Origin of the sequence: Streptomyces sp. LaBMicrA B280 (genome assembly GCF_049222185.1) — a bacterium.
In the GTDB taxonomy this organism is placed as follows: Bacteria; Actinomycetota; Actinomycetes; order Streptomycetales; family Streptomycetaceae; genus Streptomyces; species Streptomyces murinus.
Window position 1 is genome coordinate 90,854 of sequence record NZ_JBMJCT010000018.1, and the last position, 23,646, is coordinate 114,499.

A 23,646-nucleotide genomic window follows, 5' to 3' on the forward strand; every position below is an offset into this window, starting at 1 on the left:
GATGTGCTTTCCACCCTGGTGATGGCGTACAGTAGAGACATCGCCGCGGGGTGGAGCAGCTCGGTAGCTCGCTGGGCTCATAACCCAGAGGTCGCAGGTTCAAATCCTGTCCCCGCTACTGATATCTCAGGGCCGGAATCCAGTTGATGGATTCCGGCCCTGAGTGTTTTCCGGACCCCGGATACGGGGGTTACCCGTAGTGACCGTTCGACCGCCCTGCGCATAACGTCTGAGTCACCATCAAAAACCTGATGGCTCCTGAACGTCGGTCAACTCGCCCGGTTTGGCGGCCTGCTGGGGGGTACGTCCATGGCTCGAAGCGTTAATGATCAAGCCGAACGGCTTGGAAAGTTCCCCCCGGGTCTATTAACGTTCGATAACGCAGCGCGGTCGTCCCAGCCGTCACCCGCGACGGCTCCGTGCGCACGCGCCGAATCCCGCAAGGGAACCGGGGAACCACCACCTTGGGGTGAATCACGCGGACACCGTCGCGGACTCGGCCGAGTCCACGAGCGGTTTACGCGCGTAGGAGACCTTCCTGCTCCGAACCCGTCAGCTAACCCGGTAGGCGGAGGAAGGAAAGGAGCACGCCCCCGTGGCGTCCAACCGGCCTGCCCCAGAAGCCCCGTTCGTGCCCGCCCAGCGTGAACCCGAGTCGTTCGGCCCCGGCCCCGGCCCCGCCCTCGACGACGACGGACCCTGGGAGGAGTGGAACCCCACCGAGGAGACCGTCACCCCGGTCCGCGGCCGGCACCGCGTCGTCAAGCAGCGCGGCGGCTTCGCCCGCAGCTCCACCGTCCTCGGCGTCGGTGTGATCGCCGCCGTCGGCGCGGGCGGCATCGCCAGCGCCAACACCGGCAAGCCGCCGGTCTCCATCTCGATGCCGGACATGCCGAACGTCTCGGTGCCGCATCTGTCCACCGTCGAGCACTTCTTCGGCGACGACTCCACCGACGCGCCCGAGGCGAAGACGGATACCGCGCTCACCGGCCTCGGGCAGACCACCGAGGGCGCGAAGGACAGCGGCGCCGGCGAGGCCCTGCGCAACCGGATCATGGCCCAGGCCGAGCAGCAGCAGGGCCAGGCCGACAGCAAGGCCACCGCCGCGATGGTCGCCGCCGCCCAGCGGCAGAGCGACGCCGCGGCCGCCAAGGCGGAGAAGGAGGCCGCCGACAAGGCCGCCGCCGCCAAGGAGAAGGCGGAGGCCGACGCCAAGAAGGCGGCCGAGGCCAAGCGGCTGGCCGAGCTGGCCAAGCAGTACACGCTGCCCGTCGTCTCGTACACGATCACCGGCACCTTCGGGCAGCCCGGCGCCATGTGGTCCTCCGGGTACCACACCGGCCTCGACTTCGCCGCCCCCACCGGCACCCTGATCAAGGCCGTCCACGGCGGCACCGTCACCCAGGCGGGCTGGGCCGGCGCCTACGGCTACCGCACCGTCCTCACCCTGGACGACGGCACCGAGCTGTGGTTCTGCCACCAGTCCTCGATCAATGTCTCGGTCGGCCAGAAGGTCAGCACCGGCGAGGTCATCGGCCGCGTCGGCGCCACCGGCAATGTCACCGGTCCCCATCTGCACCTGGAGGTCCACCCGAACGGGCAGGCCACCGCCGTCGACCCCGCGCCCTGGCTGCGCGACAAGGGCCTCAACCCCTGACGGAACCCGCGCGGAACCCGCGCGGATCTCCCCACCGGCGGCGGAATGCGATCATCCGCCGCCGGTGTTGATGTGAAGCATGACTTCTCTGCGCACACTGGGCTCTTCCGACCTCGAGGTCTTCCCGCTCTGCCTGGGCGGCAATGTCTTCGGCTGGACCGCCGACGAGCAGACCTCCTTCGCCGTCCTGGACGCGTACACGGCCGCGGGCGGCAACTTCATCGACACCGCCGACTCCTACAGCGCCTGGATCGAGGGCCACCAGGGCGGCGAGTCCGAGACCGTCATCGGCAAGTGGGTCAAGGCCCGCGGCAACCGCTCCGACGTCGTCATCGCCACCAAGGTCAGCCAGCACCCGCAGTACAAGGGTCTGTCCGCGGCCAACATCAGGGCCGCCGCCGACGCCTCCCTGGCCCGTCTGGGCACCGACCACATCGACCTCTACTACACCCACTTCGACCAGCCCGAGGTGCCGGTCGAGGAGATCATCGGCGCGCTGGACGAGCTGGTGAAGGCGGGCAAGGTCCGGCAGATCGGCGCGTCCAACATCAGCGCCGAGCGGCTGAAGGAGTCCCTGGACTTCTCCACCCGCGAGAACCTGGCCCGCTATGTGGCGCTCCAGCCGCACTACAACCTGGTCTCCCGGGACACCTACGAGGGCCCGCTCCAGGACCTCGTCGCCCGTGAGGGCCTGTCCACGGTGCCGTACTTCGCGCTCGCCTCGGGCTTCCTGACCGGCAAGTACCGGCCCGGCGCGAAGGTGGACAGCGCCCGCGCCGGCCGGGTCGCCGACTACGCGCAGAGCGAGCGCGGCCAGAAGGTGCTCGCCGCCCTCGACGAGATCGCCGCCGCGCACGACGCCCCGCACGCCACCGTCGCCCTCGCCTGGCTGGCCGCCCAGCCGACCGTCACCGCGCCCATCGCCTCGGCCCGCACCCTGGAGCAGCTCCCGCCGCTGCTGGTCGTCGGCGACCTGAAGCTGACGGACGACGAACTGAAGAAGCTGACGGACGCCTCGGCGTAGGTCACATCTGGTACGGGTTGTACGAGGGGTACGGCGCCGCCGGGTAGCCGTACCCGGGACCCGGGCCCCGCGCGTATCCGTGTCCGGGGCCCTGCGGATACCCGTAGCCGGGACCGCCGTACCCCTGCCCCTGCCCCGGCCCCCGGACATACGCGTGCCCGTACGGCGCCGGTGCCCAGCCCCTCGGGACGGGGGCGGGAGCCGCCCTGCGGGCCGCGTACTCCAGGGCGGGGCGGGCGGCCTCCCGGCGCTGCCACAGCTCCTGGAGCAGCTCCCGCTCACGGGCGGCGAAGTCCGCGCCCGCCCGGCCCCGGCGGCCCCGCGCCCGCAGCAGCGCGAGGGCGGTGGCGTACGTCTCGTACTGCGCGACCGCCCGCGCCGTGGGGCGCCCGGCGTGGTGGCGGGCGTAGAGATCGGAAGAGCGTCGTGCGCGCCGTGGGGCGCCCGGCGTGGTGGCGGGCGTAGTCGCGGGCCATCCGGCGGGCCCGCATCGAGCCCAGCGCGCCGGGCTCGGCCGGGCCCAGCCAGCCGGCCAGCACATAGGTCGGCAGCTCCTCGCGCACCGTGCGCAGCTCCCGCTGCCGGGTCCAGATCCCGAGCCAGGTCAGCAGCCCGAACACAGGCAGCATGAAGGCGCCGTAGACCGCGAGGAAGCCGTACTGCCCGAAGCCGGCGGAGCCGTTCCACAGGGCGTGCATGCACATCGCGAGGAGCAGTCCGCCGAGCGGGATCAGCACCCGCCGGGCGCGCCCGCGGGAGCCGTACACCGCGGCGAGGCCGAAGCCGATGCCGGTGCAGGTGGTGAACAGGGGGTGCGCGAACGGGGACATCACGATGCGCACGAAGAAGGTGGCGGCGGTGACGGAGACGATGCCGTGGCCGCCGGTGACCTGGTCGGTGCCGAAGGCCGTGCCGAGATAGAGGATGTTCTCGGTGAACGCGAACCCGGTGGCGGTGATCCCGGCTATCACCATCCCGTCCACGACCCCGGTGAACTCGCGTCTGCGGAAGAGGAAGACGAGCAGGACGGCCGCGGCCTTCGCGGACTCCTCGACGATCGGGGCTATCACGGTGGCGCCGAGGGTGTTGGCGCCCGCCGGGTCCGCGGTGGAGGTGGCTATCCACTTGGTCGCGAAGCTGTTGGCGACGATGGCTATGAGCGCCGCCGCGAACGCGCCCCAGCAGAACGCGAACACCAGGTTCCGCCAGGCGAACGGCGCCACCCGGTCCAGCCAGCGGAACGCGGTGATCAGCCAGGGCACCGGCAGCACCGCGAGGCCGAGCCCCACCAGGAACCCCTCGGTGCCGGTCTCCTTGCGCACCAGCGCCAGGATGACGAGGGCGGACATCGCCAGCAGCGTGATCAGCGCGCCGTACCGCACCCAGCGCAGCTGCCACCAGTGCGGGTGGCGCAGCGCCTCGGCACCGGGGTGCGGGGGATACGTTGGGTACACGGAACTGGTGGCCACGGCATCGACCCTAACGGTGGCGGGACGAGGGGCTGAGCGGTTTATCCGCGGCGTTCACCGCGGCGTCTACCGGCGGCGGAAGAGAAGGTCGTGCACGACATGGCCCTTGTCCAGTCCCTGTCCCTCGAAACGGGTCAGCGGCCGGAACCCGGGCCGGGGCGCGAAACCGCCGTCGGCCTGCGTGTTCTCGAAGTCGGGGTGGGCGGAGAGCACCTCCAGCATCTGCTCCGCGTACGGCTCCCAGTCGGTCGCGCAGTGCACCAGCGCGCCGGTCCGCAGCCGGGTGGCGGCGAGATCGAGGAACTCGGGCTGGATCAGCCGCCGCTTGTGGTGGCGCTTCTTGGGCCAGGGGTCCGGGAAGTAGACCCGCAGCCCGGCGAGCGCGTCGGGGCGGAGCATCTCGCGCAGCAGGATGATCGCGTCCCCGTTGCCCACCCGGATGTTGTCCAGCGCGTTCTGCTCGGCCAGGTTCAGCAGATTGCCCTGGCCGGGGGTGTGCACATCGACCGCGAGCACACTGGTGCCCGGGTCGGCGGCGGCCATCTGCGCGGTGGCCTCGCCCATGCCGAAGCCGATCTCCAGGACCACCGGACGGTCGTTGCCGAACAGCTCGGCCAGGTCGAGCACCCGCTGTCCGTCGATGTCCAGCCCCCAGGCGGGCCACAGCCGCTGGAGCGCGTCGGCCTGCCCGGTCGTCACCCGGCTGCGGCGCGGCTGGAAGCTGCGGATCCGCCGTTCGAAGTGCGAGCCGGCGGGATCGGCCTGCGGGCCGTCCGGGAAGCGCGGCTCGCCCTTGGCCCGGGCGGGCCGGGGGGCGGCACCGGGGGCGTCCGGGGCCGGCTCGGACAGGACGTCGGGGGTGTTCAGCGCATCAGACACAGTACGAACGAGTCTACGGGCGCGGCGCGGAGATGCCCGCGCCACCGGCCGCCGCCAGCATCCCCAGCGCCCGGCGCGCGACCTCCCGGCCGATCGGCAGGGAGGCGGTGGCCGCCGGGGACGGCGCGTTCAGCACATGCACCGCGCGGGCGCCCTCCTTGATCAGGAAGTCGTCCACCAGTGAGCCGTCCCGCAGCACCGCCTGCGCCCGCACCCCGGCCGGCGCCGGCACCAGGTCCGCCGCCCGCGCCGCGGGCAGCAGTCTGCGCACCGCCTCCAGGAACGCCCCCTTCGACAGCGAGCGGTGCAGCTCACCGGTGCCGTAGCGCCAGTGCCGCCGGGCCAGCGCCCACGATCCGGGCCAGGCCAGGGTGCCGGCCAGCTCCCGGGGCCGTACGACCTCCCAGCCGTACCCCTCCCGGGCCAGTGCCGGGACCGCGTTCGGGCCGATGTGGACGCCGCCGTCGACGCCCCGGGTCAGATGCACGCCGAGGAACGGGAAGGCCGGGTCCGGCACCGGGTACACCAGGCCGCGCACCAGCTCGGGCCGGGCCAGCTCGTAGTACTCCCCGCGGAACGGCACGATCCGCACGCCGGGCTCGTCCCCGGTCAGCCGGGCCAGTTCGTCGCAGTACAGCCCGGCGCAGTTCACCAGGACCCGCCCGCGCACCACGTCCCCGGCCGCGGTGCGCACGGCCACGCCCCGCTCCGGGCGCCGGTCCACCTGGACGACCCGCGCGCCGTAGCGGATGTCGGGGCCGGAGGCGAGGGCGAGCTGCCGGGCCACGCCCGTGTAGTCGCACACGCCGGTGCTGCCCACGTGTATCGCGGCCAGTCCGCGCACCTCGGGTTCGTACTCGGCGATCTGGGCGGCGCCCAGCTCGCGCACCGGGATTCCGTTCTCCCGGCCGCGCTGGACCAGCGCGTGCAGCCGGGGCAGCTCGGCGCGCTCGGTGGCCACGATCAGCTTGCCGGTGACGGCGTGCTCGACGCCGTACTCGGCGCAGAACTTGACCATCTCGGCCGCGCCCCGCACCGCGTACCGCGCCTTGAGGGAGCCCGGCCGGTAGTAGATCCCGCTGTGGATCACCCCGCTGTTGCGCCCCGTCTGGTGGCGCGCGGGGCCCGGCTCCTTCTCCAGCACGGTCACCCGGGTCCCCGGCGCCGCCCTGCCGACCGCGTACGCCGTCGACAGCCCGACGATCCCCCCTCCGACCACGAGCACATCACAGTCGTACGCCCCGACCGGCACCTGCACCACCTCCCACGTCGATAGTGCACTGCGCCACTGACAGTGCCTTCAAACGCCGGGGTGATCAGTACCGCACCGGTGCCGGGGCGCGGTGCTACGCCGGGGTCATCAGCAGGGGCCTGGCCCGCTCCCGCAGCTCGACCACCCGCGGCTCGTCGCCGTACGCCTCCAGCCGGTGCAGCAGGTCCCGCACGTACTCCGTGGTCCGCGCCGAGGAGATCCGGCCGGCCACCTCCACCGCCCGCACCCCCTGCTCGCAGGCCGCGTCGAGGTTCCCGGACTCCAGCTCGGCCACCGCGGAGACGACCAGCCGCAGCCCGTGCGAGCGCACGAACTCCTCCGTCGGCTTCGACAGCGCCTGCTCGGTGAACCTGCGCACCTGGCGCGGCAGCTTCAGGTCCCGGTAGCACTCGGCCGCGTCCGCCGCGAAGCGGTCGTAGCCGTAGAACCCGAGCCACGAGGGATCGGGGTCCCCCTCGCGGGAGCGCTCCAGCCAGCTCTCCGCCGCCTTCAGCGCCGCGCCCGCCGCCTGCGCGTCCCCGGCGCGCGCGTGGGCGCGCGCCTCGACCAGCCGGAAGAAGCTCATGGTGCGGGCCGTGGCCAGCCCCCGGTTGCGTTCGAGGGCGGCCTGCGCGAGGTCGACGCCTTCGTCCCCGAAGCCCCGGTACGTCGCCTGGAGCGACATGGAGGCGAGGACGTACCCGCCGAGCGGCACGTCGGCGGCCGCGCGGGCGAGCCGCAGCGCCTGGATGTAGTACCGCTGCGCCGCCTCCTGCTGGCCGGTGTCGAAGGCCATCCACCCGGCGAGCCGGGTCAGTTCGGCGGAGGCGCCGAACAGCGCGCGGCCGACCTCGTCGGAGTACCCGCCGAGCAGCAGCGGCGCCGCCTCGACGCGCAGGCACTCCGGCACCATCGAGGAACGCCAGTCGCCGCCCCCGTACTTGGAGTCCCAGCGCCTGGCGTCCTCGGCGGCCTCCCGCAGCTTGCGGACATCGCTGTGGCCGACTCTGACCGGTGCGCCGGCGCCCTCGACGGAGCCGTCCTCCCGCGCGACCGAGCTGTCGGCGGGGGTTATCAGCCAGCGCGAGGCGGGCGTCGCGTAGGCGCTCACCGCGAAGGATCCGGCCAGCGACTGCCAGATCCCGCCGGAGCCGGCCCGGCGCCCGGCGAGGTCGAGGCGGTACAGCTCGGTCGCCGACCGCACCGCCTGCGCCACGTCCCTCGGGAAGGCGAGGCCGACCTCGGGCGCGGGGTCCGCGTCCGCCAGGCCGATCTCGTGGAGCGGCACCGGGCGGCCGAGTTTCTGTCCGATGGCGGCCGCGATGAGGTGGGGCGCGGCGCCCTGCGGCACCATGCCCTTCGACACCCAGCGCGCCACGGACGTCTTGTCGTAGCGAAGTGTCAACCCGCGTTGGGCGCCAAGGTCGTTGACGCGACGCGCGAGTCCTGCGTTGCTGATTCCCGCGAGGGCGAGAACGGCGCCGAGTTTTTCGTTCGGCCCGCGTTGCTCCCTGGACATGCGCCACCCCTCGACACAGACGGCCGCCGCGCGGGCATAACCGTGCGGCATTCGTAAACCCAGCGTAGTTCGCCGCATCCCAAGCGTTAAGGGGCATTGTTCCGGATGGCGGGATTGTGGTCCGTACGGGAGTGCGGACCAGTACGCACCGTGCACGGACCGGTCCTCGCGTGCCCCCGCGCGTGTGGCCGTGCGCCCGGCCGTGCGCTCTTCTCCGGCCAACTCGCGGGCGGTTTCCTGGTCTTGCGTGGGTCGGCCCGCTGTACTGGATCCAGTGGGCTGGGGGACACCGCCGCCTTCATCCCCGCGGGTGGCGGACCGGTCCGGGAGGCGGATGCCGTCTCCCGGACCGTGCGTGCGTCCGGGGCGCCGCGATCACCGCGAGCCCCTACGGAGCGTGCTCATCTCCCGGGCCCGATCCGGTATTTGGCTGAAAATCGTCCCGCAGGCGTCGGGGGGATTTCTGCTCCGACCATGCAACTTAGGGGCGTGAAAGGCGTTTTGGGGGAGCGTACCGGGGGCGCATTCGCGTCGAGCCGTGCCTGGTGACACCCGTCCGAACCCTGGATCACGGTGGCCGCACGGTCGCGAACCCCCCTCCTCCTCCCGCCGTTTCGTGCGGTGTCACCACACCTCTTCCAGGCGTCCTTCGTGGCAGCATGGGGACCGGTTCGATCGGTGCACTGGTTGTCCACAGGCTGTGGAGGCACGATGCGGTGGTTGGTGGGGTGGAGCAGCGCCGCCGCGGGCGCGGCCGGGCTCGGCTCCGCCGGCTCGCTGGGCGCCGACGGCGAGACCCTGCACCCGGTCGGCTCCCAGCTCCTGTGGGGCGACCCCGACCCGCTGTGGGCGGTCGGCGACTGGCGCCCGGACGAGGTGCGCGTGATCACGGCCGACGAGCAGAACCGCATCGCCGTCCTCGGCATCTGCGGCGCCTCCGACGAGGAGCTGCGGCGCGGCCTGTTCACCGCGCGCGGCGGCGCCCTGCGCCATCTGACGAACTGGCCCGGCAGCTACACCGCGGTCGTCCAGGTCGGCCGCCGCGTCACCGTCTGCGGCGACCTCGCGGGCGCCCGCCCGGTCTTCCACACCCCGTGGGCGGGCGGCACGGCGTACGCCACCGCCGCGCTGCCGCTCGCCGACCTCATCGAGGCCAACCTCGACTTCGGCCATCTGGCCGCCCTGCTCGCCGCCCCGGACGTCCCGGCCGCGCTGCGCGACACCACGCCCTACGAAGGGGTACGGCGCATTCCGCCGGGGCACGCGCTGGTGCTGCGTGCGGGGGCGCGGGAGATCGCCGGGTACGACCCGGTCTCCTCGCTCGCCGTGTCCGCGCCCCCGGCCGACCCCGACCGCGCGGTGGACGCCGTACGCGACGCCCTGGTGGAGGCGGTGCGCACCCGGCTCTCGGCGCCCCGGCACGTACCCGACCTCGATCCCGGCCCGGTGCCCGGGATGGGTCCCGCCGAGCGGCGCGCCCGGCGCGGGATGCCGGTGCCCGGGATCGGCGCCGACCTGTCCGGCGGCCCGGCCTCCGCCACCCTCGCGCTGCTCGCCGCCGGGCTGCCCGGGCGGCCCGGCACCCTGCTCGGCCACGGCACCGGCGAACGCCTCCTCGCCGTCACCTTCAACGACCTCGCCGTCGGCGGGCGGGAGGCCGAGGTGCAGCGGGCGGGGGCGCTCGCGGCCGATCCGCGGCTGCACCACGTGGTGGTGACCGGCGGCGAGGAGGCCCTGCCCTACGCCGACCTCGACGGCCCCCTCACCGACGAGCCCGGACCCTCGCTGGTCACCGCGGGGCGCCACCGGGCGCGGCTGGCCGCGGGCAGCGCCGACCACTTCACCGGGCACGGCGCGCGCCAGGTCCTGGACGCGCATCCGGCCCGGCTCGCCGACCTGCTGATGGACCGCAGACGCCGGCATCTGGTCGGGCCGGTCGCCGCCCTCGCCCGGGCGGACGGCTCGGTGCTCGTCCCGGCGCGGGTGTACGGCGCGGCCCGGCGGCTCGCCCGTACGCCGTACCGGGCGGGCCTGGAGGAGCTGGCCGAGCGGCTGATGCGGCGGCGGTTCGAGGAGCCGAAGGGCGCGGTCGGGGCGTCGCTCGCCGCGCTGACCTGGGCCGCGCCGGGTCCGGCCGCCCGGTGGCTCACGGGGGAGGCACTGGCTGAAGTATCGGTTCTGCTCGGGGTCGAGGGCGACCGGTCGGGTACGGGCGTCCAGCGGCCCGGCGAGCACCGGGCCCGGGCGGCGCTCGCCCGGTACGCCGCGGATCTGCGGGTGCTGGAGCAGTCCGCGGAGGTCCGTTCGCAGCGGCTGCACGCGCCCTTCCTCGACAACCAGGTGGTCCGCGCGTGCCGTGAGCTGCCGGAGGCGCTGCGGGTGCGGCCCGGTGCGCGGGCCGAGATCCTGCGCACGGTCCTGAAGAGCACCGGCATCACCGACCTGCCGCCCGGCTGGGGCACCCCCTCGCACGCGTCCTCGGCCGCCGCCGCGCGGGCGGGCCTGCGGCTGTCCGCCGACCCGCTGCTCGACCTCTTCTCCCGCCCGCTGCTCGCGGACGCGGGGCTGGTGGACGGGGGCGTGATCCGCGAGGCGCTGCGCTCGGCGGCCACCGGGTCCACGGTGGAGGGCCTGGCCGACCTGGTCTCCCTCGAGCTGTGGCTGCACCGGCTGCTGTCCCGCCGGGGGACGTGCTGGACGGGGACGCCGGCGCGGTCCAGGGCGGTACCCGCGGGGATCCTGCGGCGGCGGGACGCGTTGGCCTCCGGCCTGTGAGCGGGACTCCGGTCGCGTCACGTCTGCGGCCCGGTGGTGGGCTGATCGCGCGGTTCCCCGCGTCCCTCCGGGGCGCTTCGGCCCCCGCCCGCAAACCCTTCGTGCGGAATCCCGGCCACCGGCGACAATGACCCGGTGCGGTACAAAATTCTCGGCATCACCCAGGCGACGGACGGCCACGGCACCCCCCACCCCCTCACCGCCCCCCGCCTCCGCACCCTTCTCGCCGCCCTCGCCCTGCGCCCCGGCCGCGGCGCCACCTCCGACACCCTCGTCCAGGAGATCTGGACCGACGCCCCGCCCCAGGACGCCCCCGCCGCCCTCCAGGCGCTCGTCGGCCGCCTGCGCCGGGCCCTCGGCAAGGACGCCGTCACCTCCACCCCCGGCGGGTACCGCCTCGAAGCGACCGAGGACGACATCGACCTGTACGTCTTCGAACGGCTCACCCGCACCGGCACCAAGGCCCTCGCCGACGGCGACCCCGCCACCGCCCACCGCACCCTGACCGCCGCCCTCGCCCTCTGGTACGGCCCCGCCCTCGCCGACCTCCCCGACCGCACCGCCGCCACCCGCCCCGAGGCGCTGCGCCTGGAGGCGACCCGCGCCCGTGCCGCCGCCGCCCTCGCCCTGGGCCGCGCCCGGGACGTCGTACCGGAGCTGCGGGAGCTGACCGCGGCCCATCCGTACGACGAACCGCTGCACGCCCTCCTCATCCGCGCCCTCGCCGACACCGGACGCCCCGCCGACGCCCTCGCGGCCTACGAGTCCGCCCGCCGCACCCTCGCCGACACCCTCGGCACCGACCCCGGCCCCGAACTGCGCGCCCTGCACGCCGAGTTGCTGGCACGGGACCACCGGCCCACCCCGCCGCCCCCGGCCCGCCGGGGCAACCTCCGCCCCCGCCTCACCTCCTTCGTCGGCCGAGAGGGCGAACTCGAAGCCGTACGCGCGGACTTGAGACGCTCCCGCCTCGTCACCCTCATCGGACCCGGTGGCTCCGGGAAGACCCGGCTCGCCGAGGAGGCCGCCGCCCTCGACCCGGCCTGGCTGGTCGAACTGGCCCCGCTGGACCAGCCGGACGCGGTGCCGGGCGCCGTGGTCAGCGCCCTCGGGCTGCGCGAGACCGTGCTCCTGAGCCCCGAGCTGGCCCCCCAACAGAGCGATCCCACCGCCCTGTTGATCGAGTACTGCGCCCCGCGCGCCGAACTCGTCGTGCTCGACAACTGCGAGCACGTCATCGACGCGGCCGCCGCCCTCGCCGAGACCCTCCTCACCCACTGCCCGCACCTCACCGTCCTCGCCACCAGCCGCGAGCCCCTGGGCGTGCCCGGCGAGTCCGTGCGACCGGTCGAACCCCTGGCCCCGGAGCAGGCGCACCGCCTCTTCGCCGAACGCGCCAGGGCCGTACGCCCCGACGCCGACGCGGTGCTCGGCGACACCGCCGCCGTGGCGGAGATCTGCCGCCGCCTGGACGGACTGCCGCTCGCCATCGAACTGGCCGCGGCCCGGCTGCGGTTGCTGACCCCCCGGCAGATCGCCGACCGCCTCGACGACCGCTTCCGGCTGCTCACCTCCGGCAGCCGCACGGTGCTGCCCCGCCAGCAGACCCTGCGCGCGGTGGTCGACTGGTCCTGGGACCTGATGGACGAGCGGGAGCGCACCGTGCTGCGCGAGGTCTCCGTCTTCGCCGGCGGCTGGGACCTCGCCGCGGCCGAGGCCGTGTGCACCGGGCCGGTGGCGGACCTGATCGGGGCCCTGGTCGACAAGTCCCTCGTCGTCGCGGCTCCCGGCGGCCCCGGCGGCATGCGCTACCGCATGCTGGAGACCATCCACGAGTACGCCGCCGAGCGTGCCGCCGAGGCCCCCGGGCAGCGCGCCGCCGCCGAGCGCCGCCACCGCGCCTGGGCGCGCGCCCTGGTCGAACAGGCCGATCCGCTGCTGCGCTCGGCGGACCAACTCCGCTGGATCTCCCGCCTGGAGAGCGACCTGGACAACATCCGCGCCGCCCTCGACCGCGCGGTGCGCACCGGTGAGGAGGAGGCGGCGGGCGCGCTCGTGCGGGCCATGTGCTGGTTCTGGTGGCTGCGCAACTACCGCCAGGAGGCGGCGACCCGGGTACGCCAGGTCCTCCGGCTCGGCACCGCCCTCGACGCCGGTGCGGCGGACGATCCGGCGACCCTCGCGGCCCGGACGGAGTCGGCCGACCATGTGGCCGCCCTGCTCGCCGCCCCGGACGCCGAGGCCACCCACCCGCTGCGCGAACTCCGCATGGACCTCAGGCTGTTCGAGCTGTTCCTGACAGCGGGCGGCAGCATGGACCACATGGCCACCGACGACCGGGCCCCGCGCTACCTCACTCTCGTCCGGGCCGCCTACGAGCCCGGTGGCCCGGTCGCCGCCCGCCTCCCCGGCGTCATCTGGCCGATGACCGCCTACTACCTGGGCGGCCCGGAGGACGCCGCCCGGGACACCTCCCCGGTGGTCGACAACTGCCGTGTGTACGGCGGGGACTGGGAGCTGGGCGCTGCGCTGATGTTCCGCGCCCATGTGCGGGTCGACTCCCCCGGCAATCTGCTCGGGGTGGACGAGGACCTGGCCGAACTGCGGGTGATCGGCCGCCGGGTCGGGGACCGCTGGATGCGGGCGCAGGTGTGCAGCGCGGCCGGTGAGGCGCACATGGCGCGCGGCCGGTTCACCGAGGCGCGCGGCGAGTACGCGGAGGCGCTGCGGCTCGCCTACGAGGTGGGCGCGTACGCGGAGTCGCCGTTCCTGCTGGCCCGACTCGCCGACATCGCCTTCCGCTTCGGGGACCGGGACGCCGCGCTCGCCGCCCTGGACGAGGCGGGCACCGCCGCGGACCGGTACGCGGTCTCGGAGTCCCGTGCCTTCGTGCTGCTGATGCGGGCCTGGATCGCCCTGTACGACGGCCGGTCCGCCGAGGCCCGGGCGCACTTCGAGGCGATCCGCGAGGTGGCGGGGCCCGAGACGTCCCCACCGCAGTTCGTGGCCGGGATGCGCACCGTCGAGGCGCTGCTGGTCGCCGCGGAGTCGGGCCCCGAGCAGGGCCTGCCGATCCTGGCCGGGGCACTGGCGGAGGCCGTCGCCGTGCGCTGCGCCGAGTCGATCACCGGCGGCATGGTGGACGCCGCGGCCGGTCTGTTCGCCCGGCTCGGCGACCTGCCGGCCGCGGTGCGGCTGTACGCGGCCGCCGACCACTGGCGCGACGGCTGCCCGCGCAGCGAACCCGAGCGCACCGAGGCCGCCCGGATCCGTGCCGACGCCCGCGCGGCCCTGCCCGCCGACCGGTACGCGGCCGAACAGGCCCGGGGCGCGGGCTACGACGAGACCGATGTCCTGCGCGAGCTGCGCCGGGCTACCGGCAGGTGAACCGGGACTCCGCCCAGTCCGCCAGCGCCGTCCGGTCGAAGGCGTCGCGGTGCGGGCGCACGACGAGCTGGACGGTCCTGCGCCCGGTGAGATCCACATGGACGGGGACGGCCCGGTCGCGGCCCTTGACCATTCCCGAGTGCCACAGCGGGACCCCGTCCCCGTAGACGGCGAAGCTCACCTTGCCGAGGCCGAGGGTCATGTCGTCCACACCGGCCATCGCGTCGTACGCGGTGCACTGCCGGTTGAGGTCGATGGTCACGGAGGACTCGCCGCGGACGGTGGCGCCGTGCGCGAACTGCGTGCCGCCGATGTCGAGGCCGTACCGCTGCCACACCCAGCTGCTCGCGCCGAGCGCGATCTCGGGCCGGGTGCCGTCGCCGCTCACGTCGTAGTTCAGCTCGCTGAGCTGGTAGACGGCGGGGGGCGCCGGGGGAGGAGGTGTCGGTGTGGGCGTCGGGGTGGGCGTGGGCGTGGGGGTGGGGGTGGGCGTCGGGGTCGGGGTCGGTGTGGGCTTCGGGCTCGGCTTCGGGGGCGCGGGCTTCGGCGTCGGCGTCGGCCGCGGCGGGGGTGTCGGGTCCGGCTTCGGCGCGGGCGCGGCGGGCACCACCGGCGCGGGCTTCGGCTTCGGGGTGGGCGTCGGCTTCGGCGGGGCGGGCGTCTGTACGACGACCGGTGGGGCAGGCGAGGAGGGCTTGGCGACCTCCTTCGCCGGGTGGCTGTCGTACACGAGGCCGAAGGCCACCGCCGCGGCGGCGACCGCGACGACACCGGCGGCGATGCCCGCCTTGACCGGCGCCCCGATCGCCTCCGAGGCGGCCCCGCCCGCGGAACCGGCACCGCCCGAGGACCCGCTCGCGGACGCTCTTCCGATCTCCGCCGCCCCCGCGGCCCCGGCCCCCGCGCCGCCCGCGACCAGGCCGAGCGCCTTGGCGTACCCGGCGGCCCCGAACCAGCCGATGACCGCGACCGGCACGACCGCGGGGATGCCCCCCGCGACCTCCTCGATCTGCGCCGCCGCGAGCCGGCACCTGGCGCACTCCTCCAGATGCTTGCGCAGCCCCCGTTCGGCGCGCACGCGCAGCTTGCGGCGGGCGTAGCCCCCCAGCTGGTCGGCGTAGCGCGCGCACTCCGCGTCGTCGGTGAGGGTGGTGCTGACATGGGCCTGGAGATACGCCTGCTTCAGGCCCTCCCGGGCGCGGCTGGCGAGCACCCGGGTGCCGTTGGCGTCCAGGCCGAACAGGACGGCGACCTCGCTCGGGGACTCGTCCTCCACCTCGGTGTGCCACAGCACGGCCTGCCAGCGCTCCGGCAGCGAACGGAACGCCCGCATGGCCATGGACTGCTCGGCCTCGTGCAACGCCCGTACGTCCGCGCCGAGTTCAAGGGTGTCGTCGTCGGCCACCGCCGAGGAGCGGGCGGCCTGCTGGGCGAAGGCGGCGAAGTCGTCGACGAGCTGCTCGCGCCGGGCCGAGTTGATCCAGTGCGCGGCGACGCGCCGCACGGAGGTCAGCAGATAGGCCCGTACGGCGTGCTCGGGCCCGGAGCCGCCGCGCACGGCCTGGAGCATCCGGGCGAACACCTCGGCGGTCAGGTCGTCGGCGGTGTGCGCGTCCCGGCAGCAGGTGCGCGCGTACCGGCGCACCGCGGCCGCGTGCCGCCGGTACAGCTCCTCGTACGCGGAGTCGTCGCCGCCCCGCATCCGTTCGATCAGCTCGGCGTCACCGGTCGGTGCGCCCCGCTGTGCCGGGACGTTCCTGCTGCCCGTCCGGCGCCCCTGGCTGGGCACCTGGGTCCCGGCGCCCTCGTCCTCACGCGCCCCGTCAACACTCATCGCGGAACGCCCCCGCCCCAGCCCGACATCACGCCCCCAGCGTCCCACATCGTCATTTCTTCAACGACCCCCTCCGCCTCCTGTCACCCGTCCGAGGGGACCCGCCGGCACGGGCCACGGAAAAGGGCGCGAAAAAGGCGCGAAAAAAGCCACCCGCGTCACCCGGGCGTGAAGATCGCTCGGGTGACGCGGGTGGCCGGACGAAACTCCCGCCGAGGACGGCGCCGAGGACGGGATCAGCCGATCGCGGGCCGGGATCGCAACCCCTCCAACAGGATGTCCAGCAGTCGCGCCGAGGCCGCCGCCTGCTGCGCGGCGTCCGGCAGCGAAGGCGCCGCCGTGGCGATCACCAGCAGCACGTCGGAGACGGACACATCGGTCCGCAGCTCCCCGGCCGCCCGCGCCCGCTCCACCAACTGCCCCACGACCGCGAGCAGTTCACCGGCCCCGGAATCCTCCGAGTAGCCGGAGTCCTGCCCCACGAGACGCAGTTCACCCGGCCCCGGCTGAAGCCGCTGCTGCGGCACCCGGACCTCCTCGATCACCGAGCGGACGCCGTCGGCCGCCTCCGCGGAACCCTCCGCGGAACCGACCTGCAGCACCTGCGGCGGCAGCAGCCTGCCCGCCCCCGACGCCACCGACGTGCGCAGGAACCGGGACAGCGCCGACCACGGCTCGTCCTCCTGCCCGAGCGCCGTCCGCGCCTGCTCGGTGAGCCGCGCCGTCTCCTCCTCGGCTATCCGCCGGACCAGTACGTCTTTGCTGGGAAAGCGCCGGTAGACGGTCCCGACCCCGACCCGCGCGCGCCGCGCCACGTCCTCCATCGGCGCGCCGTAGCCCAGCTCGCCGAACACCTCACGCGCCGCACGCAGCACGTGCTCCAGATTGCGCTGTGCGTCCACCCGCAGCGGCGTCGTACGCGCCCCGTCCGCGCGCCCGTTCGCCGTCGCGACCGCCGGCACCGCCGGCATCGCCGATCCTCCGGCCGCCACCGCGGTGGCGGCCGACCAGTGCGTGTCCTGAATATGCATGTGTTTCCCCCGGTGCATGACGTCTCCCCCCGGAGACACTCCCCGTCACTGATGCCGGAGTGTGCGAAGGGGTACCGATCGCCGCGGGCCGGCCCGTCGCGGAGCCCGTACGACCACATCCCCTACACCCCGTCGACACGAACATAGTTGAGAGGCAGTCAATTCAGAAGGGGCAGGTTCCGCACACTGCGCCCCTCGATCGGAGTACGAGTCATATACGTCCCGATTCCCGGCGCGTCCGCCCGCGCGTCCGCCCCCGCTGACCTGCCCCCTTTCCACCACCCCGGCCGACGGGCCCGCACCACCCGTCACAGGACCTCCGGTCACACAAATTGTCGGGCCTGTGGACAAACAACAGCGCCGGGTGCGTCATGGGATGGTGAAGGAACGTGCGCGCATTCTGGTTGTCGGCGGTGGCTACGTCGGGATGTACACGGCCCTGCGCCTCCAGCGGAAGCTGAAGGCCGAGCTCAGGCGCGGTGAGATCGAGATCACCGTCGTCACACCCGACCCCTACATGACGTACCAGCCCTTCCTGCCCGAGGCCGCCGCGGGCTCGATCTCACCCCGCCATGTCGTCGTGCCGCTGCGCCGCGTCCTCGACCAGTGCCATGTCGTCGTCGGCGAGGCGACCGCCGTCGACCACGCCGCGCGCACCGCCACCGTCACCACCCTCGCCACCGCCGACGCGGGCCGCACCGAACTGTTCGGCTACGACGAACTGGTGCTCGCCCCCGGCTCCGTCGCCCGCACCCTGCCCATCCCCGGCCTCGCCGAGTACGGCATCGGCTTCAAGACCGTCGAGGAGGCCATCGGGCTGCGCAACCACGTCATCGAACAGATGGACATCGCCTCCTCCACCCGCGACCCCGCGATCCGCGACGCCGCCCTCACCTTCGTCTTCGTCGGCGGCGGCTACGCGGGCGTCGAAGCCCTCGGCGAACTGGAGGACATGGCCCGCTACGCCGCCCGCTACTACCACAACGTCCGCGCCGAGGACATGAGATGGATCCTCGTCGAGGCGAGCGACCGCATCCTGCCCGAGGTCGGCGCCGACATGGGCCGCTACACCGTCACCCAGCTGCGCCGCCGCAACATCCAGGTGCTCCTCGGCACCCGCCTGGAATCCTGCGCCGACCGGGTCGCCGTGCTCAGCGACGGCCAGCGCTTCCCGACCCGTACGGTCGTCTGGACCGCCGGAGTCCGGCCGCACCCGCTGCTCGTCGCCACCGATCTGCCGCTCACCGACCGCGGCAAGCTGCGGTGCACCGCCCAGCTGACCGTCGAGGGCGCCGAACACGCCTGGGGCGCGGGCGACGCCGCCGCCGTACCGGACGTCACCGCCGCCGACCCCGGGGCCCGCACCGCGCCCAACGCCCAGCACGCCGTACGCCAGGCCAGGGTCCTCGGTGACAACCTTGTCCACACCCTGCGCGGCGAACCCCTGGACACCTACCGGCACGCCTACGCGGGCTCCGTCGCCTCCCTCGGCCTGCACAAGGGCGTCGCCCAGGTCTACGGACGGCGGCTGAAGGGCTACCCTGCCTGGTTCATGCACCGCGTCTACCACCTCAGCAGGGTGCCCACCGTCAACCGCAAGGCCCGCGTGCTCGCCGAATGGATCCTCTCCGGGCTCTTCAAACGGGAGATCGTCTCGCTCGGTTCACTCGAACACCCGCGCGCGGAGTTCGAACTGGCGGCCAGGGGAAAGCATCCTCACGACCCGAAGGGGTCGTCCTGACCGGATCCAGGAACTCCACGGCCCGCCCCACCGTCTGACGGATGTCGCCCGCCGCGGCCGGCTCCCTGCCAGACTGCCCCACGACATCGGACGGGCCCCCGCCCGCCCTAGCACCCACGAGGCCTTGCCCACAGTGAACTTCACGCGCTGGAGCGCCCGGCTCCCCGGAACGCAGCGCCGCGCCGCCGCGCGGACCGAGACCGCGGTACCCACGGACCGGCGAGGGGAAGGCTCCGTGCCCGCGGCCCGCGCCGGGGGCCCCGCCGACGGGACCGACCCGGTCCCCGCCGTCGACGAACTGCCCGCCCGCGCCGTCCTCGACCGCGTCCCGGCCCTCGTCGCCCTCGTGCACGGCCCCGAGCACCGCCTCGCCTACGTCAACGAGGCCTATACGACGGCCTTCGGGCCCCGCCCCACCGGCGCCCCCGCCCACGAGGCCCTGCCCGAACTCGCGGGCCTCGGCCTGCTCCCGCTGCTCGACCAGGTGCTGCGCAGCGGCCGCCCGCGCACCCTGAAGTCCCGCCGCGCGGTGGACGGCCGCTCGTACACGTTCACCTGCACCCCCGTCGCCGCGGACGGCGGCGACGGGGACGGCGCGGTCCTCGTCTTCGCCACCGACGTCACCGACCACGCGGAAGCCGCCGAACGGCTGCGCGCCAGCGAACGCCGCCAGCGCGAGACCGCCGTCACCCTCCAGCGCTCCCTGCTCCCGCAGGACCTGGAGGAACCCGACGACCTGCGCGTCGCCGCCACCTACCAGCCCGGCGGCACCGAGGCCGCGGTCGGCGGCGACTGGTACGACGTGATCACCCTCGGCGGCGGCCGCACCGCGCTCGTCATCGGCGACGTCATGGGCCGGGGCGTGCGCGCCGCCGCGGTCATGGGCCAGCTGCGCACCGCCGTACGCGCCTACGCCCGCCTCGACCTGCCCCCGCACGAGGTGCTGCAACTCCTCGACGGCCTCGCCACCGAGATCGACCCCCACCAGATCGCCACCTGCGCCTACGCCGTCCACGACCCCAACGAGGGCCGGCTGGTGTACGCCTCCGCCGGGCATCTGCCCATCCTGGTCCGCGACGAACACGGCACGGTCTCCCGCGCCGACGAACCCACGGGCCCGCCGCTCGGCACCGGCGGCTGGCTGCACTCCTCGGGCTCGATCCCGCTGCTCCCCGGCTCCACCGCGGTCCTCTACACCGACGGCCTGGTGGAGCGCAGGAACGAAGACCTGGACGAGGGCATCGCCGCCCTGGAACGCGCCCTGGCCGGGGCCACCGGCTCCCCCCAGGTCGTCTGCGACCGGCTGGTCCGCTCGGCCGGCGTCACCGCCGACCACGACGACGACGTGGCCGTCCTCGTCCTCCAGCACCCGGCCCGCACCGGCCCCGACGGCGAGCTGTTCCGGGGCGCGGCCCTGGAACTCCTCGGCGGCGTCGAGGCCGCACCGCGCGCCCGCGCCTTCGCCTCCGGCGTCCTCACCAGCTGGCGCTTCCCCACCGAACTGCATGACCTCGGCGTCCTCGCCACCAGCGAACTCGTCGCCAACAGCCTCCAGCACGGCACCCCGCCCATGCGCCTGCGGCTGCGCCGCACCGACCGCCGCCTCATCGTGGAGGTCACCGACGGCGACGACCACCTCCCCCGGCGCCGCCGCGCCGAACCGGCCGACGAGTCGGGCCGGGGCATCGCCATCGTCGCCACCATCGCCTCCACCTGGGGCTGCCGCCGCACCCCGGGCGGCGGAAAGGCGGTCTGGTGCGAGTTCCTGCTGCCGAAACCGAGACCCTGAGCGGCGACCACGGGTTGGCCCGTACGCCGCTCCCGGTGTTACAAGCACACCTATGGCAGACGCATGCAGCGCCGAGGGCCCCGAGGCGTACGACACCCACAGCGCCCCGATCATGGCGCCCTTCGTGGCCGCCCTGCTGGACGCGGTGCGCCCCGGCCCCGGTGAGAGCGTGCTCGACCTCGCCTGCGGCACCGGATTCGCCGCCCGCGCGGCGGCCGCCCTGGTCGGCCCCACCGGCCGGGTCCGCGGCGCCGACATCGACGCGGGCATGATCCGGGTCGCGCGGGCCCGCGGCCCGGAGATCGACTTCACCGCCGCCCCCGCCGATCGCCTCCCGTACCCGGACGCCGCCTTCGACGCGGTCGTCTGCCAGCAGGGCGCCCAGTTCTTCCCCGATCTGACGGCCACCCTCACCGAGGCGGCCCGGGTCACCCGCCCCGGCGGCCGCTTCGCCGCCACCGTCTGGGCCCCGCTCGACCGCCAGCCCTACTTCCTCGCCCATGAGCGCGCGCTACGGCGGTACGCCCCCGACGCGCTCCCCTACTTCACCCGCGCCTACGTCCGGACGGCCGACCAGCTCACGACCGCCCTGCGCGCGGTGGGCTACGGCGCCCTCACCCACCGCGAGATCACGTCCGACATCGCGCTTCCGCCGCTGGAGGAGTACGTCCACGGCCATCTGGCGGCTCTGTGGGGCGGTCTGCTCAGGGCGGCGGGCGGGGAGGAGGCCGTCCGGGGCGCCGCCCGGCTGGTCCGCGACGAGCTGGCACCCCGCACCGCGCCCGACGGCACGGCGGTCCTCCCCTTCACCGTGCGGCTGGTCACGGGGATCCGCTGAGCCGTGCCCATACGGCGACGGCCGCCACCCGAAGGTGACGGCCGTCGTGACACAGCGAGGGCTCACGCCTCCGCGGGCACCGACTCCGCGGTCGCCCCGCCCCGGCTGACCACCCGGCTCGCCCGCACCGACCACGGCTGGTCCTGCACCGCCGTGAGCTGCCGCCCGAGCCGCAGCGCCAGATAGGTGATGCCCAGCGAGAACAGCACGAAGGTCACGATGTACGGCGCGTGCAGCGATGCCCCGAGGGGACCGCCCACCGCCGGTCCTACGGCCAGCGCCAGCTGCTTGACCAGCGCGAACGCCGAGTTGTACTGACCGGCGAGACCCTCTGGCGCCAGATCGGCGACCAGCGGGGCCACCGTCGGCGACAGCATCGCCTCACCGAGACCGAACAGCGCGTACGTCGACACGAACGCGGCCGTCGCCATCTCCTGGCTGCCGTGCCCGAGCCCCGCGTAGCCCGCGGCCACCCAGGCCACCGCCCAGATGAGGCCCACCAGGGCGATCACCCGGGTGCGCCGGGCGCGCTCCACGAACCTGAGCACGGCGAACTGGGCGACCACGATCATCAGCGTGTTCGCGGCCAGGGCCGTACCCAGCGTGGAGGTGGATATCCCGGCGGCCTCCACGCCGTAGGCGCTCAGCCCCGACTCGAACTGCCCGTAGCAGGCGAAGAACAGCACGAAGCCCAGCACGCACAGCTGCACCATCGCCCGGTTGCCGAGCAGCCGCTTCCAGCTGCCCTTCGCGGACGCGGGCGCGTCCTCCAGACGGGGGGAGTGCGGCATCCGCACGGTCGCCATCACCGCGACCAGCAGCAGAAACATCGCCGCCTCGATCGCGAACAGCAGGGTGAACGAGGAGACGCGCGTGGTGTCGACCAGGTGACCGCCGATGAGGCCGCCGATGCCGAGCCCCAGGTTCTGGAGGAAGAACTGCATCGCGAACGCCCGGGAGCGGGTGTCGGCGCTGGAGCAGTCCACGATCATCGTGGCCAGCGCCGGCTGCATCACCGCCTGGCCGGCACCGAGCGCCGAGGCGGCGAACAGGACGGACCACGCGCTGCCCGCGAGCCCCAGGCTCAGTGCCCCGAGCGCGGCGGTGACCAGGGCGGCGAGCAGAACCGGCAGCGGGCCGCGGCGCACGATCGCCCGGCCGGCGAACGGCAGCACGATCAACGCGGCCACGGCGAAGACGGCGAGCACCAGTCCCGCCGTCATGGCTCCCAGACCCCGCACCTGCGCCACATAGACGTACAGGTAGGGGACTGTGAAGCCGAGCCCGAATGCGCTGAGTGCGTTGCCCACGTGGATCCGGCGCATCGCTGCGCCCATCGCCCTGGTCACGTTCACCTCTCTCACTAGTTAGGAGTGAAGACTTCAAAGCTAAAGTTCGAAGCTAAAGAGTACACAGTGAAGGACTTCAAGGCAAAGCGGCCGCGTGCCATACTCGGCCCATGGCCGACACCGCCGGCGTCGCTGAGCCGACCCTCGAAGAACAGATCGCCGCCTACCAGCGCGAGTTCCAGGACCTCGACCCGCAGGTCGAGAAGATCGTGTCGGCCCTGTCCCGGCTCAACCGCCGGATGAACGTCGCGTACGGCCGCCAGACCGCCGCCCTCGGCATCAGCAACGCCGAGTGGGAGGTGCTCAAGGCGCTGGTCCTCTCCGGCGCCCCGTACCGCCTGGGCCCCAGCGAGCTCGCCAAGCGCCTCGGCCTCACCCCGGCCGCCATGACCCACCGGATCGACCGCATGGTCACCGAGGGCCTGGTCACCCGGGAGCGCGACGAGGCCAACCGGGTGCGGGTCATCATCGAGCTGACCCCCGAGGGCCGGGAGAAGTGGCTGGAGGCGATGCGCCTCGCGACCGTCTTCGAGGAGGACCTGCTCCAGGACCTCACCCCGGCGGAGCGCTCGGTCCTCGGCGAGGTCCTCACCACGCTCCTGCGCCGGGTGGAGCACGCCCAGCCGGACGCCGGTGGCCGGCTCAGCGACCTCGACTGAGCCGCAGAAAAGATCTTGACAGGGCGCGGTTGACACGCCTCGACCCCGTCCGTATAGTTCTTCGGGTTGCCGCAGAGCCGTACTGTCTCCGCGGTGACACCTTGGCCGCTTCGAGCGGCAACCCTCACACCATCAGCACGATCTCCCTCCGGGTTGATTTCGGCGTGCCCGAATTCAATTCGAATAGGGATTCGGCGGCCCGATTGGGAATTGCCGAAGGGATCCGCTAAGGTTTGAGACGTCGGAACGGCCCAACGGCCGGGAAGACAAACCCCGCTGACTGGGGGTCAGACGCCGAAAGGATCTGATAGAGTCGGAACCGCCGGAAAGGGAAACGCGAAAGCGAGAACCTGGAAAGCACCGAGGAAATCGGATCGAGAAAAGATCTGATAGAGTCGGAAACACCGAAGGGAAGCCCGGAGGAAAGCCCGAGAGGGTGAGTA

At 73.8% G+C, this 23,646-nt stretch carries 14 protein-coding genes, 1 tRNA gene, 1 pseudogene and 1 riboswitch; of the genes and pseudogenes, 9 read left to right on the forward strand and 7 right to left on the reverse strand.

Annotated features, from left to right (window positions below):
• Positions 1 to 44 precede the first annotated feature (44 nt).
• From ACLF5H_RS17890 to ACLF5H_RS17900, 3 genes are all read left to right on the forward strand, one after another.
• Positions 45 to 118: transfer RNA gene (locus ACLF5H_RS17890), tRNA-Met, on the forward strand.
• 300 nt (positions 119 to 418) lie between these two features.
• Positions 419 to 586, forward strand: a riboswitch (cyclic di-AMP (ydaO/yuaA leader).
• Positions 587 to 595: 9 nt separating this feature from the next.
• A complete protein-coding gene (locus tag ACLF5H_RS17895; protein ID WP_421677003.1) occupies positions 596 to 1,657 on the forward strand; it encodes a M23 family metallopeptidase in 1,062 nt (353 codons plus the stop codon).
• 79 nt (positions 1,658 to 1,736) lie between these two features.
• The gene (locus tag ACLF5H_RS17900; RefSeq protein WP_421677004.1) at positions 1,737 to 2,681 is read left to right on the forward strand and encodes an aldo/keto reductase; all 945 of its coding nucleotides are present in this window, start codon (positions 1,737 to 1,739) and stop codon (positions 2,679 to 2,681) included.
• Between the two features lies 1 nt (position 2,682).
• On the opposite strand, the pseudogene ACLF5H_RS17905 reads toward ACLF5H_RS17900, so the two are convergent.
• The 4 genes and pseudogenes from ACLF5H_RS17905 to ACLF5H_RS17920 form a co-directional block, all read right to left on the reverse strand.
• Positions 2,683 to 4,150, reverse strand: a pseudogene (locus ACLF5H_RS17905) (PrsW family intramembrane metalloprotease).
• Positions 4,151 to 4,216: 66 nt separating this feature from the next.
• Positions 4,217 to 5,029 (reverse strand): tRNA (guanosine(46)-N7)-methyltransferase TrmB, encoded by an 813-nt coding sequence (trmB, locus tag ACLF5H_RS17910; RefSeq protein ID WP_421677005.1) that lies wholly within the window; start codon positions 5,027 to 5,029, stop codon positions 4,217 to 4,219.
• Positions 5,030 to 5,042: 13 nt separating this feature from the next.
• On the reverse strand, positions 5,043 to 6,290 hold the full coding sequence (gene lhgO, locus ACLF5H_RS17915) for an L-2-hydroxyglutarate oxidase (RefSeq protein WP_421677006.1): 1,248 nt from the start codon (positions 6,288 to 6,290) through the stop codon (positions 5,043 to 5,045).
• An 85-nt stretch (positions 6,291 to 6,375) separates the two neighbouring features.
• Complete coding sequence (locus tag ACLF5H_RS17920) at positions 6,376 to 7,800, reverse strand: MFS transporter (RefSeq protein ID WP_421677007.1); 1,425 nt, start codon at positions 7,798 to 7,800, stop codon at positions 6,376 to 6,378.
• Between the two features lie 711 nt (positions 7,801 to 8,511).
• Between ACLF5H_RS17920 and ACLF5H_RS17925 the strand changes: the two genes are divergently transcribed.
• Together ACLF5H_RS17925 and ACLF5H_RS17930 are read left to right on the forward strand one after the other, a co-directional pair.
• Positions 8,512 to 10,575, forward strand: coding sequence for an asparagine synthase-related protein (locus ACLF5H_RS17925; RefSeq protein WP_421677008.1), 2,064 nt, complete (start codon positions 8,512 to 8,514; stop codon positions 10,573 to 10,575).
• A 135-nt stretch (positions 10,576 to 10,710) separates the two neighbouring features.
• Positions 10,711 to 13,962 carry an ATP-binding protein gene (locus ACLF5H_RS17930; protein ID WP_421677009.1) on the forward strand — a complete coding sequence of 1,084 codons (3,252 nt, stop codon included), beginning with the start codon at positions 10,711 to 10,713 and terminating at the stop codon, positions 13,960 to 13,962.
• On the opposite strand, the gene ACLF5H_RS17935 is transcribed toward ACLF5H_RS17930, so the two are convergent.
• Positions 13,949 to 15,796, reverse strand: a complete 1,848-nt coding sequence (locus ACLF5H_RS17935; RefSeq protein WP_421677010.1) for a sigma-70 family RNA polymerase sigma factor — start codon at positions 15,794 to 15,796, stop codon at positions 13,949 to 13,951. The genes ACLF5H_RS17930 and ACLF5H_RS17935 overlap by 14 nt on opposite strands.
• Before the next feature lie 236 nt (positions 15,797 to 16,032).
• Entirely contained in the window at positions 16,033 to 16,827 is a 795-nt protein-coding gene (locus tag ACLF5H_RS17940; protein WP_421677011.1) for a TetR/AcrR family transcriptional regulator, read from the reverse strand.
• A 376-nt stretch (positions 16,828 to 17,203) separates the two neighbouring features.
• On the opposite strand from ACLF5H_RS17940, the gene ACLF5H_RS17945 reads away from it, so the two are divergent.
• From ACLF5H_RS17945 to ACLF5H_RS17955, 3 genes are all read left to right on the forward strand, one after another.
• On the forward strand, positions 17,204 to 18,568 hold the full coding sequence (locus ACLF5H_RS17945) for an NAD(P)/FAD-dependent oxidoreductase (RefSeq protein WP_421677012.1): 1,365 nt from the start codon (positions 17,204 to 17,206) through the stop codon (positions 18,566 to 18,568).
• Between the two features lie 133 nt (positions 18,569 to 18,701).
• Positions 18,702 to 20,357: an ATP-binding SpoIIE family protein phosphatase gene (locus ACLF5H_RS17950; protein WP_421677021.1), complete on the forward strand. Its 1,656-nt coding sequence runs from the start codon at positions 18,702 to 18,704 to the stop codon at positions 20,355 to 20,357.
• A 52-nt stretch (positions 20,358 to 20,409) separates the two neighbouring features.
• A complete protein-coding gene (locus ACLF5H_RS17955; protein WP_421677013.1) occupies positions 20,410 to 21,195 on the forward strand; it encodes a class I SAM-dependent methyltransferase in 786 nt (261 codons plus the stop codon).
• Between the two features lie 62 nt (positions 21,196 to 21,257).
• On the opposite strand, the gene ACLF5H_RS17960 is transcribed toward ACLF5H_RS17955, so the two are convergent.
• Positions 21,258 to 22,520, reverse strand: a complete 1,263-nt coding sequence (locus tag ACLF5H_RS17960; RefSeq protein WP_421677022.1) for an MDR family MFS transporter — start codon at positions 22,518 to 22,520, stop codon at positions 21,258 to 21,260.
• 134 nt (positions 22,521 to 22,654) lie between these two features.
• Between ACLF5H_RS17960 and ACLF5H_RS17965 the strand changes: the two genes are divergently transcribed.
• Positions 22,655 to 23,203, forward strand: a complete 549-nt coding sequence (locus tag ACLF5H_RS17965; RefSeq protein ID WP_421677014.1) for a MarR family winged helix-turn-helix transcriptional regulator — start codon at positions 22,655 to 22,657, stop codon at positions 23,201 to 23,203.
• Positions 23,204 to 23,646 lie beyond the last annotated feature (443 nt).

Bases quoted from the DNA above. Each gene is read 5' to 3' on its own strand.
- ACLF5H_RS17900 (WP_421677004.1), top strand. From the start codon at position 1,737: ATGACTTCTCTGCGCACACTGGGCTCTTCCGACCTCGAGGTCTTCCCG.
- ACLF5H_RS17920 (WP_421677007.1), bottom strand. From the start codon at position 7,800: ATGTCCAGGGAGCAACGCGGGCCGAACGAAAAACTCGGCGCCGTTCTC.
- ACLF5H_RS17925 (WP_421677008.1), top strand. From the start codon at position 8,512: ATGCGGTGGTTGGTGGGGTGGAGCAGCGCCGCCGCGGGCGCGGCCGGG.
- ACLF5H_RS17935 (WP_421677010.1), bottom strand. From the start codon at position 15,796: ATGAGTGTTGACGGGGCGCGTGAGGACGAGGGCGCCGGGACCCAGGTG.
- ACLF5H_RS17940 (WP_421677011.1), bottom strand. From the start codon at position 16,827: ATGCATATTCAGGACACGCACTGGTCGGCCGCCACCGCGGTGGCGGCC.
- ACLF5H_RS17945 (WP_421677012.1), top strand. From the start codon at position 17,204: ATGGTGAAGGAACGTGCGCGCATTCTGGTTGTCGGCGGTGGCTACGTC.
- ACLF5H_RS17955 (WP_421677013.1), top strand. From the start codon at position 20,410: ATGGCAGACGCATGCAGCGCCGAGGGCCCCGAGGCGTACGACACCCAC.
- ACLF5H_RS17960 (WP_421677022.1), bottom strand. From the start codon at position 22,520: ATGCGCCGGATCCACGTGGGCAACGCACTCAGCGCATTCGGGCTCGGC.
- ACLF5H_RS17965 (WP_421677014.1), top strand. From the start codon at position 22,655: ATGGCCGACACCGCCGGCGTCGCTGAGCCGACCCTCGAAGAACAGATC.